Origin of the sequence: Pseudomonas sp. SO81 (assembly GCF_030374125.1) — a bacterium.
Taxonomy (GTDB): domain Bacteria; phylum Pseudomonadota; class Gammaproteobacteria; order Pseudomonadales; family Pseudomonadaceae; genus Aquipseudomonas.
Map to the genome: position 1 here is coordinate 1,384,763 of NZ_CP126126.1, position 18,588 is coordinate 1,403,350.

General features: G+C 67.3%; 16 protein-coding genes. 4 read left to right on the forward strand and 12 right to left on the reverse strand.

Features of this window, described 5'->3' with window-relative positions:
- Positions 1-111: 111 nt before the first annotated feature.
- A complete protein-coding gene (gene ppc, locus OH686_RS06670) occupies positions 112-2,748 on the reverse strand; it encodes a phosphoenolpyruvate carboxylase (protein ID WP_289537027.1) in 2,637 nt (878 codons plus the stop codon).
- A gap of 194 nt (positions 2,749-2,942) precedes the next feature.
- Here ppc and OH686_RS06675 point away from each other — a divergent pair, with 194 nt between their 5' ends.
- The 3 genes from OH686_RS06675 to OH686_RS06685 all read left to right on the forward strand — a co-directional run bounded on the left by OH686_RS06675 (position 2,943) and on the right by OH686_RS06685 (position 4,661).
- Positions 2,943-3,287, forward strand: coding sequence for a pilin assembly protein (locus OH686_RS06675; RefSeq protein ID WP_289537030.1), 345 nt, complete (start codon positions 2,943-2,945; stop codon positions 3,285-3,287).
- A 194-nt stretch (positions 3,288-3,481) separates the two neighbouring features.
- Positions 3,482-3,862: a DUF4398 domain-containing protein gene (locus OH686_RS06680; RefSeq protein WP_256662297.1), complete on the forward strand. Its 381-nt coding sequence runs from the start codon at positions 3,482-3,484 to the stop codon at positions 3,860-3,862.
- Positions 3,863-3,881: 19 nt separating this feature from the next.
- On the forward strand, positions 3,882-4,661 hold the full coding sequence (locus tag OH686_RS06685; protein ID WP_289537035.1) for an OmpA family protein: 780 nt from the start codon (positions 3,882-3,884) through the stop codon (positions 4,659-4,661).
- Between the two features lie 40 nt (positions 4,662-4,701).
- Here the strand turns inward: OH686_RS06685 and OH686_RS06690 are convergent, their stop codons facing one another.
- The 11 genes from OH686_RS06690 to OH686_RS06740 all read right to left on the reverse strand — a co-directional run bounded on the left by OH686_RS06690 (position 4,702) and on the right by OH686_RS06740 (position 16,606).
- Positions 4,702-5,205 carry an O-acetyl-ADP-ribose deacetylase gene (locus tag OH686_RS06690; protein ID WP_289537038.1) on the reverse strand — a complete coding sequence of 168 codons (504 nt, stop codon included), beginning with the start codon at positions 5,203-5,205 and terminating at the stop codon, positions 4,702-4,704.
- A 25-nt stretch (positions 5,206-5,230) separates the two neighbouring features.
- Positions 5,231-5,560, reverse strand: a complete 330-nt coding sequence (locus OH686_RS06695; protein ID WP_289537040.1) for a PA3694 family proteiin — start codon at positions 5,558-5,560, stop codon at positions 5,231-5,233.
- A gap of 78 nt (positions 5,561-5,638) precedes the next feature.
- On the reverse strand, positions 5,639-6,385 hold the full coding sequence (locus OH686_RS06700; RefSeq protein ID WP_289537043.1) for a TIGR00266 family protein: 747 nt from the start codon (positions 6,383-6,385) through the stop codon (positions 5,639-5,641).
- A 160-nt stretch (positions 6,386-6,545) separates the two neighbouring features.
- Positions 6,546-7,835, reverse strand: a complete 1,290-nt coding sequence (locus OH686_RS06705) for a flavohemoglobin expression-modulating QEGLA motif protein (RefSeq protein ID WP_289537045.1) — start codon at positions 7,833-7,835, stop codon at positions 6,546-6,548.
- Positions 7,836-7,844: 9 nt separating this feature from the next.
- A complete protein-coding gene (locus OH686_RS06710; RefSeq protein WP_289537048.1) occupies positions 7,845-8,396 on the reverse strand; it encodes a hypothetical protein in 552 nt (183 codons plus the stop codon).
- A 67-nt stretch (positions 8,397-8,463) separates the two neighbouring features.
- Positions 8,464-9,177 carry a TetR/AcrR family transcriptional regulator gene (locus tag OH686_RS06715; protein WP_289537051.1) on the reverse strand — a complete coding sequence of 238 codons (714 nt, stop codon included), beginning with the start codon at positions 9,175-9,177 and terminating at the stop codon, positions 8,464-8,466.
- A gap of 131 nt (positions 9,178-9,308) precedes the next feature.
- Entirely contained in the window at positions 9,309-10,826 is a 1,518-nt protein-coding gene (gene lysS, locus OH686_RS06720; RefSeq protein ID WP_289537054.1) for a lysine--tRNA ligase, read from the reverse strand.
- Between the two features lie 60 nt (positions 10,827-10,886).
- Positions 10,887-11,982, reverse strand: a protein-coding gene (gene prfB, locus OH686_RS06725) for a peptide chain release factor 2 (protein ID WP_289537057.1) whose coding sequence is annotated in 2 segments (ribosomal slippage) — positions 10,887-11,909 and positions 11,911-11,982 — 1,095 coding nt in all. Because the reading frame shifts where the segments join, the coding sequence is not laid out codon by codon here.
- A gap of 316 nt (positions 11,983-12,298) precedes the next feature.
- Positions 12,299-13,231, reverse strand: coding sequence for an autotransporter outer membrane beta-barrel domain-containing protein (locus OH686_RS06730; RefSeq protein WP_289537060.1), 933 nt, complete (start codon positions 13,229-13,231; stop codon positions 12,299-12,301).
- A gap of 32 nt (positions 13,232-13,263) precedes the next feature.
- A complete protein-coding gene (gene xrtQ / locus OH686_RS06735) occupies positions 13,264-14,619 on the reverse strand; it encodes an exosortase Q, long form (RefSeq protein ID WP_289537063.1) in 1,356 nt (451 codons plus the stop codon).
- Positions 14,609-16,606: an XrtQ-dependent VIT and vWF-A domain protein gene (locus tag OH686_RS06740; RefSeq protein WP_289537066.1), complete on the reverse strand. Its 1,998-nt coding sequence runs from the start codon at positions 16,604-16,606 to the stop codon at positions 14,609-14,611. The genes xrtQ and OH686_RS06740 overlap by 11 nt, the downstream gene beginning before the upstream one ends.
- A 188-nt stretch (positions 16,607-16,794) precedes the next feature.
- On the opposite strand from OH686_RS06740, the gene OH686_RS06745 reads away from it, so the two are divergent.
- The gene (locus OH686_RS06745) at positions 16,795-18,417 is read left to right on the forward strand and encodes a diguanylate cyclase domain-containing protein (protein WP_289537069.1); all 1,623 of its coding nucleotides are present in this window, start codon (positions 16,795-16,797) and stop codon (positions 18,415-18,417) included.
- The last annotated feature ends 171 nt before the right edge of the window (positions 18,418-18,588 follow it).

The following is an 18,588-nucleotide window of genomic DNA, read 5'->3' on the forward strand; positions in this document are numbered from 1 at the left end:
GGGCCAATCTCAATATTTGGGTTTCGGCGTCACTGAGCGGCCAAAAGGAGGGCCACAATACACAGCGCTTCGGTGCGGCACAAGCCACCGAAAGTCGGAGGCGGCGGGGCTTCAGCCGGTGTTGCGCAACCCTGCTGCGATGCCCGCGACACTCACCAGTAAAGCCTGTTCCAGAGGGCTGTCCACCGGGTTCTCGCGCAGCCTGCAACGGGCCAGCAGCTCGGCCTGGAGCAGGTGTAGCGGGTCCAGATAGATGTTGCGCACGGTGATCGCCTCGCGGGTCTCCGGACTGTGGGTGAGCAGCTCCGACTGATGGGTCAGACCCAGCACCATGGAGCGACACTGCGACAATAGGTCGCGCAACTGCGCACCCAGTGGTCGCAGCTCGGAACTGACCAGCCGCTCGTCATACAGCGCGGCAATCGCCAGGTCGGCCTTGGCCAGCACCATCTCCAGCATGTCGATGCGCGTGCGGAAGAACGGCCAGTGCTCGCGCATGTCCTCCAGCAGGCCCTTGCCACCGCCCTGGATGGCCTTGTCCAAGGCCTGTTCCCAGCCCAGCCAGGCCGGCAGCATCAGGCGGGTCTGGGTCCAGGCGAAGATCCACGGGATGGCGCGCAGGCTCTCCACCCCACCGGCGCGGCGCTTGGCCGGGCGACTGCCCAGCGGCAGGCGACCGAGCTCCTGCTCCGGCGTGGCCTGGCGGAAGTACTCGACGAACTGCGGGTGCTCGCGCACCACCGCACGGTAGGCGGCCACACCATCGGCGGCCAGGCGGTCCATGGCCGCGCGCCAGGCCGGCTCCGGTGCGGGCGGTGGCTGCAGGGTCGCCTCCAGCACGGCGGCCAGGTACAGGTTGAGGTTCTGCTCGGCCAGCTGCGGCAGGCCGAACTTGAAGCGGATCATCTCGCCCTGCTCGGTGGTGCGGAAACGCCCGTTCACCGAGCCCGGCGGCTGCGACAGGATCGCCGCATGGGCCGGACCGCCGCCACGACCGACCGTGCCGCCGCGGCCATGGAACAGCAGCAGCTCGACCTCGTGCTTGCGACAGACGCTGACCAGGGTCTCCTGAGCGCGGTACTGGGCCCAGGCGGCGGCCGTGGTCCCGGCATCCTTGGCCGAGTCGGAATAGCCGATCATCACTTCCTGCGGACCGTGCAGGCGCGCGCGGTAGCCGTGCAGGCCGAGCAGGCGGTCGATGGCCGGGCCGGCGTTGTCCAGGTCGGCCAGGGTCTCGAACAAGGGTGCAACCCGCATCGGTCGCTGCAGGCCGGCTTCCTTTAATAGCAGTTGCACCGCCAGCACATCCGACGGCGCACCGGCCATGGAGATGACGTAGGTGCCGAGCGAAGCGGCCGGTGCCGCGGCGATCACCCGGCAGGTGGCCAATACCTCGGCGGTCTCGGCGGAGGGGCGATGATGCGGCGGCAGCAGCGGGCGGCGGTTGTCCAGTTCGCGCAGGAGGAACTCGAGGCGCTGTTCCTCATCCCACTCGGCATAGTTGCCCAGGCCCAGGTAGTCGGTGATCTCGGCCATGGCGGCGGCATGCCGCGCGGCGTCCTGGCGGATGTCCAAGCGCACCAGGAACAAGCCGAAGCAGGCGGCGCGGCGCAGGCAGTCGAGCAGCTCGCCCTCGGCGATCACGCCCATGCCGCAGGCGTGCAGGGAGTGGTAGCAGAGCTCCAGCGGTTCGAGCAGCTCGCGGTTGTCGTGCAGCACCTCGGGGCCCGGTGCAACCTCGTCGTCCAGCGCCGCCTCGGCCCAGGCGCGGGTCGCCCGCAGGCGCTCGCGCAGCCGCTTGAGCAGGGCCCGGTAGGGCTCGGGATGCACGCCGACGCGCACGCGCAGCTCGTCGCTGGCCTGCTGCATGGACAGCTCGGCGGCCAGGCGGTCGACGTCGCGCAGATAGAGGTCGGCAGCCATCCAGCGCGCCAGCAGCAGCACCTTGCGGCTGACCTCGGCGGTGACATTGGGATTGCCGTCGCGGTCGCCGCCCATCCAGGAGGCGAAGCGCACCGGCGCCGCTTCCAGCGGCAGGCGCAGTCCGCAGGCGTCGTGCAGGGCCTGGTCGGCCTTGCGCAGGAAGCTCGGCAAGGCCTGCCAAAGGGAGTGCTCGATTACCGCGAAGCCCCACTTGGCCTCGTCCACCGGGCTGGGCCGGCTGCGGCGGATTTCCTCGGTGTGCCAGGCCTCGGCGATCAGCCGGCGCAGCTTGAGCCGCGCCTGGTCGCGCTCGGCGGCCGACAGGTCGGCGTGGTCCAGGGCCGCCAGCTGCGCGGCGATCGCGTCGTACTTCTGGATCAGGGTGCGCCGCGCCACCTCGGTGGGATGGGCGGTGAGCACCAGCTCGATGTCCACGCGCCCGAGCTGGCGCGCCAGCTGCTCCGGCTTGTGGCCGCCCGCCACCAGGCGTTGCAGCAGCTCGGCCAGCACGCGGTCGTCGAAGGGCTGGGCCTCGTCCGGGCGCCGGCGGCGAATGCGGTGGTACTGCTCGGCGATATTGGCCAGGTTGAGGAACTGGTTGAAGGCGCGCGCCACCGGCAGCAGCTCGTCGTCGCTGAGCGCGGCGAGGGTCTCGCGAAGTTGCTGCTCGCCCGCCGAAGAGCCCTTGCGCCCGGCTTTGGAGCCCTGGCGGATGAGCTCGATCTTGGCCAGGAAGGCCTCGCCGAGCTGATTGCGGATGGTGTCGCCGAGCAGCTCGCCGAGCAGGTGAACCTCTTCGCGCAGGCGCGCATCGATCTCTGCCATGACCCTTCTCTCCCTCGGGATAGAGCCCTCAGCTTGCACAGGGCGACCCATTCTTACAAGCACACGACGAACGGCCGCTGAGCGAACTCCAGCGAGCTAGTCTGAACCTTGCGGGCGTCACAAGCGCCTGTGCCCGGCCTGCAGGCAGTTCCCGGGCCGTATCCGCCCACCACGAATGGGCAACCGAGGTGCCTATGAAGATCAGAGAACTCACCCGCCATTGGGAGCAGAACGCCAAGGGTCGCCTGACCCAAAGCCAGTACCACATCCATCTCGACCTGGAATCGGCGGCGCGCCTGGCGGCGCTGTCCGAGATGTATCCGAAGCGCAGTGCCGAGGAACTGCTCGGCGAACTGATCAGTTCGGCGCTGGAAGAACTGGAGGCCAGCCTGCCCTACGTCAAGGGCCACAAGGTGGTTGCCACCGACGAACAGGGCGACCCGCTGTACGAGGACATCGGCCCCACGCCGCGCTTCCTCGCCCTGTCACGCAAGTACCTGCAACAGCTGATCGCGCAGAGCGACAGCACCAAGCACTGAGTCGCCCGCCCTGCCAAGGCCCCATCCCGGGGCCCTTTTCATGCGCGTGAAAAATCTTGAACGTTCGTTTTCGGGTGGCAGTCACAGCACTAGGCCGGGGCAAACGGCAGCGATTAACAAGGCTTCTTCGCCAATCCGCTGACATCCGGCAGGCAAGTCGTTTTTGACAATGGAACTGCATGGAGCCAAAGACCATGATCAACAGCCCGAGAACACTTCTGCTCACCCTCGCCATCGGCGGCAGCCTGGCACTGGCCGGTTGCGCCGGCAATCCGCCCACCGAACAGCTCGCCTCCGCCACCGCGGTGATCAAGAGTGCCGAGGCCGCTGGCGGCCCCGAGTACGCTCCGGCGGACATGAAGGCGGCACAGGACAAGATGACCCAGGCCCAGCTGCTGATGCAGGACCAGGAGTACGAGCAGGCCCGCCGCCTGATCGAGCAGGCCGAGGCCGACGCTCGCGTCGCCGAGCGCCGCGCCCTGGCCGGCAAGGCCCAGCGCAACCTGGACGACGCCCAGCAGGGCGTGCAGCAGATCCGTGAAGAAGGATCGCGTACCCCGATCATCGTGCAGTGACCATGGAGGAGCGACGCTCATGAACCGTACGACCCATCTGTTCACCCTTTCCGCCCTGGCCCTGGTGCTGGCGGGCTGTGCCCACGAACCCAATCCCAATCTGGAAAAGGCGCGCGCCGGCTATGCCGAGCTGCAGGCCAACCCGCAGGCGCAAACCCTGGCGGGCGTGGAAACCAAGGAAGCCGGCGACATGCTGACCCGTGCCAACCAGGCCTACGAGTCCGGCCAGGGCAGCGTGCAGGTCGACCACCTGGCCTACCAGGCCAACCGGCGCATCGACGTGGCCAAGGAAACCATCCTGCAGAAGAACGCCGAAGAGGCGCTGAAGACCGCTCCGACCCAGCGCACCCAGGCGCAACTGGACGCGCGCAACCAGCAGGTCGACGTGCTGTTGCAGCACCTGCAGGCCCAGGAGACCGAGCGTGGCTCGGTGGTAACCCTGGGTGACGTGCTGTTCGAGGTGGACCGCGCGCAGCTGACCAGTGCCGGCATGCAGAATGTGCAGGAGCTGGGCAACTACCTGCTGCAGAATCCGGAGCGCCAGGTGGTGGTGGAAGGCTTCACCGATAGCACCGGTACTCGCGACCACAACCTGCGCCTGTCCCAGGCCCGTGCCGACTCGGTACGCAGCGCCCTGGTGGCCATGGGGGTCGATCCGCGGCGCATCACCACCCACGGCCTCGGCCAGGACTATCCGGTGGCCAGCAACGACACCGCCGACTCGCGCACCCTCAACCGCCGGGTGGAAGTGACCATCGCCCACGGCCAGGGTCCGGTGGCACCGCGCGCTCGGCTGTAACGGCGCTGCGTGAGAAAAGCCCCGCCTCGGCGGGACGTTTTCATGGGCCGAGCACGGCTCGGTAGAGAGCGGCCATGTCGGCGGAGAAGGCCACCAGCACGGCGCGCTGCAGCGTGCTGCCGGCAGGGCTAGAGCGGCGCAGCTCGGTCACGGCGATGCGAGCGGCCGCTTCCGGCGGATAGCCATAGACGCCGCAGCTGATGGCGGGAAAGGCGATGCCGGAACAGCCCTGGGCATCAGCCAGGGCCAGGCTGTTGCGGTAACAGGCGGCCAGCAGCGCCGGCTCGCCACGCTCACCACCCTGCCAGACCGGCCCCACCGTGTGGATCACCCAGCGCGCCGGCAGGCGAAAACCCGGGGTGATGCGCGCCTCGCCGGTGGGACAACCGCCCAGTGCGCGGCAGGCTGCCAACAGCTCGGGACCGGCGGCGCGGTGAATGGCACCATCCACGCCGCCGCCACCGAGCAGCGAACTGTTGGCGGCGTTGACGATGGCGTCCAGCGCCAGGGTAGTGATGTCGCCGTGGAAGACTTCGATCTGCATCGCGCTCCTCCTCGGCAGCCGCGACTTACTGCTGCGGCGCCTGCGGGGTTTCCTGGCCCATGCAGCGCACGGCCTGCTTCTTGTCGTTCACCAGCACGCCGGTCAGGCCCTTCTGCTGGGTATCGAACAGCACCAGCACGCCATCGATGCACTGGGCCACCTGATTGGCCGGCTTGAGCGAGACCTTGTAGTCCTCGCCGGGCACCGTCTTGAGCATGGTGAAGTCGGCCAGCAGCAGGGCGTCCTCCTCCTTGGCGAAATGCACGTAGCCGTAATACCAGAGCACGCCGATGGTGCAGACGATGCTGGCGATGCCAGTGAGAATCAGGGGAATGGCGTTGCGTTCTTCGCTCATGGGGAAGGCTCTTGATCCGGAAGGCGCACAGTTTACCCGCAGCCCGCGCATGCCGCGCGGGCGGGATGTCGCAGGGCTTTACTTGCCGCCGGCGCGCACTTCCTCGCGGGCGCGGAAAGTGGCGTCGTAGATGCGCTCGGCCAGGCGCGAGAACGGCAGGCTCTGCACCCACACGGTACCGGTGCCCTTGAGGGTGGCGAGCAGGATGCCCTCGCCGCCGAACAGCATGCTCTTCAGCCCGCCGGCCAGGCCGATGTCGTAGTCGATGCCGCTGGTAAAGGCCACCAGGCAGCCGGTGTCCAGGCGCAGGGTCTCGTTGTTCAGCTCCTTGCGGATCACCGTGCCGCCGGCATGCACGAAGGCCAGGCCGTCGCCTTCCAGCTTCTGCAGGATGAAGCCCTCGCCGCCGAAGAAGCCGGCCCCGATGCGCTTGTTGAAGCTGATGCCGATCTCGGTGCCATAAGCGGCGCAGAGGAAGGCGTCCTTCTGGCAGATCAGCCGGCCGCCGACCTGGTTCAGGTCGATCGGCACCACGGTGCCCGGATAGGGCGCGGCGAAGCCGACCCGGTGCTGGCCGTTGCCCTGGTTGCTGAAGTGGGTCATGAACAGCGACTCGCCGGTGAGCAGGCGCTTGCCGACGCCCCACAGCTTGCCCAGCACGCCGCTGGCCGAGCCGTCGCCCATGCGCGTCTCGAAGCGTATGCCTTCGGTCATGTAGTTCATTACCCCTGCCTCCGCGATCACCGTCTCGCCCGGGTCGAGGATGATCTCAACGGTCTGCGCCGAGGCGCCGAGGATTTCGTAGTCGAGTTTGTGGCTGGGCATGACGAAGATTCCTTGATCGGTAGCCCGGATGCATCCGGGACGGCGGCCAACCCGGATTACATCCGGGCTACGAGCCAGCGAGACGTAGGAGCGAGCTCTGCTCGCGAAGATACACGAGCGAGGAGCTATCGCAGGCAGAGGACTCTGCGTCGCCCCGCCCCTACAGGATATTGGCGTAGTCCGCTTCGATGCGGTCCAGGCTCAGATGGTTCAGGAAGTTGGAGAAACACATCCAGGCCGCCAGGGCGTTGAGGTCGCGGAACTGCGGCGGCAGGTACTTGGGCGGCGCCACCAGTCCTTCGTCCACCAACTGACGCAGGGTGCGCATGTCCTCCAGGGTGGTCTTGCCGCAGAACAGCAGCGGAATCTGTTCCAGTTTGCCTTTGCGCACGGCGAGCTGGATGTAGTTGTAGATCAGGATGAAGCCCTTCAGGTAGGACAGGTCCTTGGTGAACGGCAGGCCCTCCGGGGTCGAGCCGCGGAAGGCGCGGCTGGCATTGCCGTAGCTTTCCTCCAGGGTGAAGCCCTGCTCGCGATAGAACTCGTAGACCTGCAGGAAGTCGGCGCCCTCCTCCGCCATATGGATGGCGCGGGTGCGGTTGGTCAGCTTGCGCAGGCGGTACGGGTAGGAGGCGAAGGCGATCACCTCCATGAGGATGGCCAGGCCCTCCTGGGTCACGGTCGACGAGGGCGGGCCCTTGGCCAGGAAGGTGCACACCGGCTGATTGAGGCCGTTGAGCGTGGTGCCGACATGGACCATGCCCTCGTGCACCTCCAGGGCGCGCACGTCGCGCTCGTTGAACAGGGCATCGGCGCGCACCTTGATGTAATCGGCGCCGGCGGCCGCGTCGGCGACGATGCCATCGGACTCGAACACGCGGATGGTGTCGTCGCCGAACACCTTGGCCAGGCGCTCCTGCAGGATGGCTACTGCGTCCTTGGCAGTCAGCGTCTTGGCCTCGTCGACCAGATCGCCACGGGCGGCGATGTTGTTCAGATAGCCCGAGAGCATCACGCCGAGGTCGGCCAGGGTCGGGTCGCCGGCATGGAACGCGTCCGAGGCGGCACCGTACAGCTCCTGGGAGATCAGGCCGAAATCAGCGGTGCCGCGCGCCTCGAGCATGCGGATCACCATGCGGTATTCCTTGCACATGCGCCGCATGATCTGCCCGACCGGGTTGAACTGACCGAGCTGGCGGGTGATGTCGCGCTCGATGTTCTGGAATTCCAGCTTCTTCGCCGTCGAGTCGAAGGCCAGCGGGCGGCTGTCGTAGTAGGCCCGGTCCACCGCCGGCATCTCGCGGCCCTTGGCCTTGAGGAAGCCCTGGCGGATGCTGTCGTCCCACTTGATCGCATCGAGCACGCGGATCGGCGTCTGCGCCTCGACGATGCGCCCGGACAGGGCGCGGATGATGCTGTGGTAATCGTCCTGCGACTTGCGTCGGCTCATGCCAGCCCCTTACTCGGCACTGCGCTGGTAGCGCGCCACTTCGACGAAGACGTCGGCGTTGGCCTGGTCATCGAGGTAGCTGAACACCTGGTCCAGCGGCGTGGTGACCAGCACCGCGTCGCCCTCGGGCGTCTCCACCGGCTGGCCCTGCAGGGCGCCGCCCTCCATCTCCTGGAGGATGCGTTCGACGTCGAGGTTGTAGATCACTAGTTCGTTGCTGGGCGTCAGCTCGAAGCCGGCGATGGCGAAGTTGGCGCCCAGGCGCTTGGGCAGGCCGGCCGAGATGTACCAGCGGCGGCCATGGTGGGACACGGTGAAGCCGTACTCCTCGGCCACCTCGTCCTCGGCGCCCTCGCCCCAGGCCTTGGCGCGGTACACGTTGGAGCCGGAGCGGGCGATGCTCAGGTACTGCTGGTCGCCCCATTCGTCCTTGCGTTCCCAGTCGCCGAGCAGCGGGATAGGCGCTGCCTCGTTGGCCGGAATCGGGTCCTTGAAGGTCACCAGGCAACCGCTCAACAGCAGGCAACTCAGGGTGGCTAGGGCCACGCGCCAGGCTTTCATCATGCACTCCTTGTGAGGTTCGATCGGTTGCCGCAAACGAAAAGCCCCGCCGGGGCGGGGCTGGGACTCAAGGCCCGATCAGCAGGTCCAGGAAGCGCTGGAGAACGGCGCGCTGGGCCTCTAGATCGAAGTCTTCCACCCCGTCGACAATGGCATGATATTCCATCCGCAAAACCAGCGTAGTCAACACCTGCGCATCCTCGAAAGGCGCTGTGGAACCCATGGCCCGCACCGCACGCTCGGCGAAGCGGAAACGCAGGCTCTGGTGGGCGAGGAACAGCGGGCGCAGCTCGGCGTTGGTCAGCGCCTCCTGGCGGAAGGCCAGCTCCACCAGCAGCTCGTCGTCGTGCTCGCGCATCTTGGCCTGGACATGGGCCACGGCCAGGTCGATGAAGTGGGTGACCATCTCGCGACGGGCCCCCGGATCGTGCTCGATGGCCGCGGCGATGCGGCGGAAGTCCTCGTCCACCCCGGCCCACAGCGTGGCCAGGCTGGCCGAGCTGCGTTTGACGAACAGCGCGAAGCTGTCGGCGATCAGGTCCTGGATGTCGTTGAAGTAGTAGGTGGTGGCCGACAGCGGCACCCCGGCCTCGGCGGCCACCGCGCGATGGCGCACGCCGCGCAGCCCCTCGCGAACGATGATGCGCAATGCCGCATCGAGAATACTCAGGCGGCGTTGTTCACTACCCTGACGACTGGCCTTGCGGCCGCGATACTGCACGGATTCGGCTAGGTCGCCGGCCAGTCTGACCGGGCATTCCGAGGCGGAGCTGAGGTTCACTGCTGATCGTTCCTCGCACTGACTGAAGATAAAAAACAGGGGCCTGCCGCGACGGTAGACCCCTGAGTTTCAAACAGCTGGATGGCCAAGTGCCACCCTCACCTCGACGGTGCCCGTTCCAGGGCCTCCGATCAAGCCTGCGGCCGCATATGCGGGAACAGGATCACATCGCGGATGGATGGCGAATTGGTCAGTAGCATTACCAGCCGGTCAATCCCGATACCCTCGCCAGCGGTAGGCGGCATGCCGTATTCCAGAGCGCGGACGAAGTCGGCATCGTAGTGCATGGCCTCGTCGTCACCGGCGTCCTTGTCGGCCACCTGCTGCATGAAGCGCTCGGCCTGGTCTTCCGCGTCGTTCAGCTCGGAATAGGCGTTGGCGATCTCGCGGCCACCGATAAACAGCTCGAAGCGGTCGGTGACGCTCTGGTCGTCGTCGCTGCGACGGGCCAGCGGCGAAACTTCGAACGGGTAGCGGGTGATGAAGTGCGGCTGCTCCAGCTTGTGCTCGACCAGCTCCTCGAAAATCATCACCTGCAGCTTACCCAGGCCTTCGAAGCCGAGCACCTTGGCGCCGGCCTTCTTGGCGATCTCGCGGGCGCGATCGATGTCGTTGAGGTCGGCGGCGGTGATTTCCGGGTTGTACTTGAGGATCGAGTCGAACACCGACAGGCGCACGAACGGCTCGCCGAAGTGGAACACCTTGTCGCCGTACGGCACGTCGGTGGTGCCGAGCACCGCCATGGCCAGCTCGCGGAACAGCTCCTCGGTCAGGTCCATGTTGTCTTCGTAGTCGGCGTAGGCCTGGTAGAACTCGAGCATGGTGAACTCGGGGTTGTGCCGGGTCGAAACGCCTTCGTTACGGAAGTTGCGGTTGATCTCGAAGACCTTCTCGAAGCCGCCGACCACCAGGCGCTTGAGGTACAGCTCCGGGGCGATACGCAGGAACATCTGCATGTCCAGGGCGTTGTGGTGGGTCTCGAACGGTTTGGCCGCGGCGCCGCCGGGGATGGTCTGCAGCATCGGCGTTTCGACTTCGAGGAAGTCGCGCTTCATCAGGAAGCTGCGGATATGGGCGATCACCTGGGAGCGCACGCGGAAGGTCTGGCGCACGTCCTCGTTGACGATCAGGTCGACGTAGCGCTGGCGATAGCGCTGCTCGGTGTCGGACAGGCCGTGGTGCTTGTCCGGCAGCGGGCGCAGCGACTTGGTCAGCAGGCGCACGTCGGTCATCTCGACGTACAGGTCACCCTTGCCGGAACGGGCCAGGGTACCGACGGCGGAGATGATGTCGCCCATGTCCCAGGTCTTCACCGCGGCCAAGGTCTCTTCCGACAGGGTCTTGCGGTTGACGTAGACCTGGATGCGCCCGGTCATGTCCTGGATCACCATGAACGAGCCACGGTTGAGCATGATGCGCCCGGCAACCTTGACCGGAATGGCGGCGGCTTCCAGCTCTTCCTTGGTCTTTTCCGCGTACTGTTTCTGCAGGTCGGCGCAGTAGTTGTCGCGGCGGAAGTCGTTGGGGAAGGCGTTGCCCTGCTCACGGATGGCGGCAAGCTTTTCCTTGCGCTGGGCAATCAGCTTGTTTTCTTCCTGTTGCCCATCGTCTTGAGAAGAGGCGTTCTGGTCGAGTTGTTGGTCGCTCATGTCGTCGTCATTTCCGTCACGGTGTCGTTGCCGCCCTCAAGAGAGCGGAATCGAAAGGTATTACAGGCCTTGCTTGAGGCTGGCCTCGAGGTACTGGTCGAGGTCGCCATCGAGGACCTTCTGGCAGTCGCTACGCTCGACGCCGGTCCGCAGATCCTTGATGCGCGAGTCATCGAGCACGTAGGAGCGGATCTGGTGGCCCCAGCCGATATCCGACTTGGAGTCTTCCAGGGCCTGGGACGCGGCGTTGCGCTTCATCATCTCCAGCTCGTACAACTTGGCCCGCAGCATCTTCATGGCGGTGTCCTTGTTGGCGTGCTGGGAGCGTTCGTTCTGGCAGGCCACCACGGTGTTGGTCGGCACGTGGGTGATACGCACCGCCGAGTCAGTGGTGTTGACGTGCTGACCGCCGGCACCGGAGGAGCGGTAGGTGTCGATGCGCAGGTCGGACGGGTTGATCTCGATCTCGACCTTGTCGTCGATCTCGGGGGACACGAACACCGCCGAGAACGAGGTGTGGCGACGGGCGCCGGAGTCGAACGGGCTCTTGCGCACCAGGCGGTGCACGCCGATCTCGGTGCGCAGCCAGCCGAAGGCGTACTCGCCCTTGACGTGCACGGTGGCGCCCTTGATACCGGCGACTTCGCCTTCGGACAGTTCGATGATGGTGGCGTCGAAGCCGCGCTTGTCGGCCCAGCGCAGGTACATGCGCAGCAGGATATTGGCCCAGTCCTGGGCCTCGGTGCCGCCGGAGCCGGCCTGGATATCCAGGTAGGCGTTGTTCGGGTCCATCTCGCCGCTGAACATGCGGCGGAACTCCAGCTTCTCGAGGATTTCGCGCAGGCGCTCGACTTCGGCGACGATGTCGTTCACCGCGCCTTCGTCATTTTCCTCGGCTGCCATTTCCAGCAGGTCGCGGGAATCGGCCAGGCTGCCGGTGAGGTCATCGATGGTTTCGACGATCTGCGCCAGCATGGCGCGCTCACGGCCCAGGCTTTGCGCGTACTCGGGCTTGTTCCAGACGCTGGCGTCTTCCAGCTCGCGGTTTACTTCGACCAGGCGATCATGCTTCTGATCGTAGTCAAAGATACCCCCGAATCGACAGGGTCCGCTCGGACAGGTCCTTGATGCTGTTGAGGATCGGATTGATTTCCATGGTGGGCAGCACTCTCGGGCAAAGGCGCAGAACGACCGATCCGGCCGGTCGGAGCGGCGTTGCGCCTGGCTCGACCGGGCACGGCAGGGGCCGCGACCGCAAAGTTTCTGAAAAGCCGGCGAGTATACCCGACTCGCCGCGCCCTGGCAGCCCGCGCACTGACCGGCGGGCCGCGCCCGCTCACGATCTAGCGAGCTAGAGACAAACGGGGGCGAGAGTGAGCGAAGAAGCGCAGTTTACAAGCGGTAAATGAGCATTCTGAGCGAGCTTTCGCTCCCGTTTGGCCGACGCGCAGCAGGTCGTGTGTGGGCGCCCCTCAGAATTTCACGCTGAGCCGCGCCGCCAGGGCGCTGTCGCGGGCATCCTCCGCGTAGTGTCCGGCGTAGGTCAGGCCGAGATAGCAACGCTCGCTCAGCTCGTGATCCAGGCTCAGGTCCAGGCGCAGGGTGCTGCGTTCGAACTCGCGGCCCTGCAGGCGCAGCGCGTCGCCCTCCTCGCCCCAGGCGCGACTGGTCAGTTGGTCGCTACCCAGGTCCTGGCGCAGCGCCAGGCTGGCGCGGCCGACCCACTTGCGCTGCTGCACATACCAGGGCGCGGCCAGGCGCCAGCCGAGGGTGAGATAGCCGCTCTCCTCGTCCGCCCCCGGCAGGCGCAGCCCGCGCTCTCGCTGGCCGGGCGCATCCAGCTGCACATAGGCCAGGCCGGCGAAGGGCTCCAGGGTGAAATCACGGAAATCCAGGGCCAGGCTGCTCTCGCCGAACAGCTGCCAGCTGCGCGCCCGCTCGCCCCCTTCCAGCTCGTGCCAGCCCTGCAGCACGCCGAGCTTGAAGCCCAGCTGGTTGTAGATACGGGTGGCGGCGTACAGGCCCAGGTGCGAGCTGTCGCTGTCGGCATGGCCGGTATCATCCTCCAGGCGGGTTCGCGACATCCCGGCCAGCACGCCGCCGATCCACTGCCCGCCCAGCGGCCGATCCAGGCCGAGCAGCAGCCCCTCGCCATCGCGTTCCAGCCCGCCATCCCACGCACCATCGATGCCATAGACCCGCGACCAGAGCGGCCAGTCGCCCTCCTGCGCCTGCTTCTCGCGGAAGGCGAAACGTACCTGCTGCAGGCGATCCAGCGCCGCCTCGCGCGGCAGGCGACTGTCGTCCAGCAACAGCGCGCGCTGATCGAGCAGCAGATCGCCGGCCTGCGCGGCCTGGCCGATCAATGCCAGCACCACCGTGCCCAGTGTCGTTCGCCTTGCCATATCCGCCCTCCCGCTGGCCTGGCCGGAGTCTATCAGGGCAGTGGCTGCGCCGTGGTCACCGCCAGCCAGGGGCCGCGCGACTCGCCGGCCAGCGCACTCCAGTACCAGGCCGAGTGGTCGCTGAAGCTGGCGCCGGCCGCGTCTTCGATGTACTCGCAGACGCGCAGCGGGCCGCCCGGGCCCTCGGCGACGAAGCAGCGCTGCACACCGGAAGCGGCAATACGCCGCTCCAGCGCCTGCACACCGATGCGATAGCCGAGGCCGCGAAAACAGTCCGCCGCCGGATGCAGCTTGCGCGTCGGTCGGGTGACATGGCGCAGGCTGATGATCCGCTCTCCGTCGCTGAAGCGGCCGATGGCGCCAGGAAACTGCGCGGCGAACTGCAACTCCACCGGCGACAGCGCCAGCGGGCGCAACTCGCGGCCGGCAAAGTGCTGCGGCCATTCGTGCGAACGAACCAGCGGCTGCGCCGGCTCCGCCTGCCCCTGCAACAGCGGCCAGCCACCCAGACCGACGAACACCAGCGCCACAGACAACTGCCAGACGCCCGCAACCGCGACTGCCGGAGCCCGCGCCGGCAGCTGCGCCGCTTGCCACACGCCGGCGCCGACGATGCGCAGCACCAGGGCGCAGACCGCGACGAACACCAGCAGGCCGATGCCCTCGTGCATCCAGCCCGGCCAACCCAGGCGGCCGGTCTCCTGCAGCACCAGCAGGCTGTTGCGCAGGATGTTGCCGACCAGCACCAGCGCACCGAGCAACGGGATCCTGTGCAGCAGCAGGCGGTCCGGCAGGCGCAACCAGGCGGCGGTGGCGAAGGCGGTGAAATAGGCGACCCAGGCCATCTGGATGCCGGAGCACGGGGCGTCGACCATCACCAGTTGCCCGCCCACTTCCAGCACGCTGCCCTGGCGCGCAGCCACCAGCCCGCCGCCGCGCAGCAGCCAGACACTGGCCTCGGCGGTGAGCACGCGCAGCGGATAGCCCAGGTAGAACTGCAGCGACGACAACAGCGGCAGCGCCAGCAGGCCGAGGCCGAACCAGGCCAGGCGCGGCTGCCCGGCACCGCGCAGGGCCATGGCCACGCAGAGCACCGCCAGCACACCGAGAGCGGCGCGGGGCAGCGGTGGCCAAAATCCCTGGCTGAGCTCCGCCGAGGCGGCCAGCGCGACCGCCGTCAGCAGCCAGCCCAGGCGCGGCGCCTCGACAAAGCCCGTGCGCTCGCGCCACAGCACCAGCAACAGCGCGCCCAGCGCGACGATGCCGTAGGGGTCATCCGAGCCATCGCTCAGGCGCCGCGCGCTCCATAGCCACAGCGGCCACAGCGCGGCGCTCGCCAGCAGCAGCCAGAGCCAGGCCGGCAGGCGCGGCAGCCTGTCAGTGCGCATGGCTACGGCGCCGGCTCACCCAGAACATGCCCAGCGCGGCGATCAGCAGCATGGCCCAGGCCGCCGGCTCCGGCGTGCTCGGCACCAGCGCGCCGATCGCCTGGTTGCTCACCCCCTGGGGCAGCGGCAACGGCTGCTGCACCTTGGCTGCCGCGCCCGGATCGGGATTGCGCACCTGCTCATCCACGGCGACGAACGAGGTATAGGGCGTCAGCAACCCATACTTGAGGCCGAGGTCGAGAATCGCCTGGCTGTGCTCGTAGCCACCCTCCAGGGTTTCCTGGTCCACCAGCGTGGCCACCCGGCGGCGCGCCCACAGATGGGTCAGCGCCTGGCTGTCCTTGCGTACCTCGGCCGCCACTATCGGCACCTCGGCCCGGAAGGGACCCTGGCTGCCATGCCCCTCCACCCGCAGGCGGCCCTGGGCCGGGCCGCGCCACTTGCCGAACACCGCCAGCGGGCGCTCGGCGAACAGGTCGGGCAGCAGCGCCGGCTCCACGTCGTACACGTCCAGGCCTTCGAATGTCAGCTTGGGGCTGGCCAGCAGCGGCGCATCGATCATCCGCCGCAGACGCTCGGCCTCCTGCTGCGCCGACTCGGCATCCAGCACCACGAACGGCTCGCCCTGGCCGGCACGGGCCAGCCCCTCGATCAGCTGGCGATTGACCGAAGTGCCGATGCCGAAGGCGAACAGGTTGGCCTTGTCCAGGTTCTCGCGCACCAGCCGGAAGGCCTCGCGCTCCACCGCCACGAAGCCGTCGGTGACTACCACGAAGCTGCGCGAACGTTCGGCATCCACCGGTATCGCCAGGGCCTGGCGCAGCGCCGGCAACAGCTCGGTGCCACCGGAGCCCATCTGCGTGTCGAGCAGCGCCAGCGCCGTCTCGATGTTTTCCTCGGTGGCCGGCTGCGACTGCGGCGCCAGCATGCTACTGCTGCCGGAGAACAGCAGGACGTTGAAGCTGTCCGCCGGGCGCAGGCCGCCGATCAGCTGGCGCAGCAGCTGCTTGGCGGTATCCAGCGGGAAGCCGTGCATGGAGCCAGAGATATCCACCACGAAGATGTACTCGCGCGGCACGATCAGGCTGCTCGGCGCCTGTCGTGGCGGTGCCACCAGGGCGAGGAAGAAGTTCTCCTGCGCGCCTTCGCTGAGCAGCACGCCGCTCTGGAAGTCGGCGCCGGACAGGCGATAGTCGAGCACGAAGTCGCGGTTGTTCGCCGGCCGGCCGTCGTCGCCCAGGCTCAGGTACAGCCGGTTGGCCTCCACCTGCTCACGCCGCAGCGGGTGGCTGGGCGAGACGACGTCCGCCAGCGGCGTCGGCGCCATCAGGTCGATGTCGAGGCTGAAGCCCGCACTCGACGGCACGCCCTCGCCCAGATGGGCCGTGGCGATCCAGGGCTCGGCCTTGTGGCTCGCGCTGCCCGGCTTGCCGTTGTAGCGCGGCCCGACCACGGTCGGAAAGACAAAACGGTACACGCCCTGCTCCGGCAAAAGCAGCTCGGTGTAGCGCAACTCCACGTCGACTTCGTCGCCCGGCAGGATGTTGGCGACCTGCATCTGGAACACGTTCTCGCGCTGCTGCTCCAGCAGCGCCGCGGTCTTACCGGCGCTCTTGGCCTGCTGGTATTCCACCTTGGCCTTCTGCTTCTCGCGGATCTGCGCACGCAGCTCGCGCTCGCCCAGGCGCACGGTCATGCCATACACCGCCGCGCGGGTCGAGCCGGGGAACACGTAGCGCGCCTCCAGCACCTCCTGGCCCTCGTTGCGATAACGCTGCACCACCCGCACATCTGCCATCATGCCGAGGATGCGCACCTGCACATCGGTGGACTTCAGCGGCAGGGCATCCACCACGCCATCGCCGCCCTCCACTGCGAAGTAGGGGCTCTCGCCCTGCTCCTGCTGCGCCGCCACCAGCGGCGCGCAGCCCAACAGCACCAGCCCCAGGGCCACCCGCAGGGCCCGCCTGCCAATTGCCGGCAACATATCCACCTCCCGCTCACGATTGCTGATGGCGGGATGCTGCGAGCGCAAAGTGTGAAAAGTATGAAGATTGCGTGGGCTTTATGTGGAATGCTCGCCGAGCGGCCTGGACTACCCTGAGAGAAGGCCGATACCCGCTATGGCCAGCGCCAGGGCGAACCGCCACCGTCATGCATTCGGAGTCGCCGTTGATGCGCCCAGCCTTCAGTCTGCGCAGCCATATCGCCCTGCTCATCGCCCTGCTGGTGACCCTGCTCAGCTGGCTGCTCGGCACACTGATCGGCAACGAATCCAGTCAGCGCATCCGCGAAGAAGTCGGCCGTGACCTGGTCGAGGTTTCGCTGCAGATGATTGACCGCCTGGACCGCGACATGGCCAGCCGCGCCGCCTACCTGCAGGTGCTCGGCAGCCTGAGTGTGCTGCGCCAGCCGGACGACGCCGGGCAGATTGGCGAGCTGCTCGACCGCCTCAAGCGGGAGATTCCCAGCATCGCCTGGATCGGCTTCACCGACCCCAAGGGCAGCGTTCTGGCCTCCAGCGGCGGCATCCTCCAAGGCGCCAGCCTGGCCCAGCGCCCGGTGTATATCCAGGGTTACCGCGGCCTGTTCATCGGCGACGTGCACGAGGCCGTGCTGCTGGCCAAACTGCTGCCCAACCCGAGCGGCGAACCGATGAAGTTCGTCGATATCAGCCTGCCGGTGTACGGCCCGGACGACAAACTGGCCGGGGTGCTGGCTACCCACCTGTCCTGGGCCTGGGCAGACGAGGTGCGGCGCTCGCTGGTCGAGCCCATCCAGCAGCGCCGCAACGTGGAATTTCTGATCCTCGGCAGCGACCACACGGTGCTGCTCGGCCCCAAGGCCATGATCGGCCAGCGCCTGGAACTGCATGCCCTCGATCGTCCCCTCGCCGAAGATGGCCAGTGGGCCATACAACGCTGGCCGGACGGCCAGGAGTACGTCACCAGCTTCGCCGCCAGCCAGGGCTACCAGGACTATGCCGGTCTCGGCTGGATCGTGGTGGCGCGGCAATCGCTGGACGAGGCCTACGCGCCGGCCCGGGCGCTGAGCACCAACATCGTGCTGTGGGGCGTCGGCCTGGCGCTGCTGTTCGCCGCCGTCGGCTGGCTGCTGACCGGCTACTTCACCCGCCCGCTGCGCCAGATCGCCGAAGCCGCCGACCGCCTCAGCGTCGGGCAGATCGCCGAGATCCCCGACCTCGACAGCCCGCACGAGATCGCCGTGCTCAGCCAGTCGATCCGCCATCTGGTGGAGAGCCTGACCCACCAGCAGAACGCCCTCGGGCTGATGGAGAACAAGGCCTACAGCGACCCGCTGACCGGCCTGGCCAACCGCGCCGCGCTGGAGAAATTCCTCATGCTGGCCAAGCAGCGCGAAGGCGCCCTGGCCCTGCTCTACCTCGACCTGGACGGCTTCAAGCCGGTCAACGACCAGCTCGGCCACGCCGCCGGCGACCAGCTGCTCAAGCACGTGGCCATACGCCTGCGCGGCTGCGTACGCGAAGGCGATCTGGTGGCGCGCCTGGGCGGCGACGAGTTCGTGCTGGTGCTACGGGTGCAGGAGGAGGAAGCGCAGGCGCGCATTCGTCACGTGGCCGAGCGCGTGCTGCATGGCCTGCAGCAACCGGTACGGATCGACGAACAGGAAGTCAGGATCGGCTGCAGCATCGGCGGCGCCCTGTGGCCGCTGGACAATGCCGAACTGGAGAGCGTGCTGGAGCTGGCCGACCAGGCGCTGTATCGCGCCAAGCACGCCGGGCGTAATCGCGCGGAGTTCCAGAAATCTTGTGAGTAAAACTCAAAAAACCAGCCGACTCCATTGAGCACCAAAAGTGCCACCCTTTGTCGCCTAGCCAACGGGCATCACACACAGCCAAATCGCTATGAAGCATGATGACGCCTAAGTAGTTCGCTCGCTTAAGCCGAGAAGATCAAAGACCGCCAATCCATGACAGGCTTTCGCCTG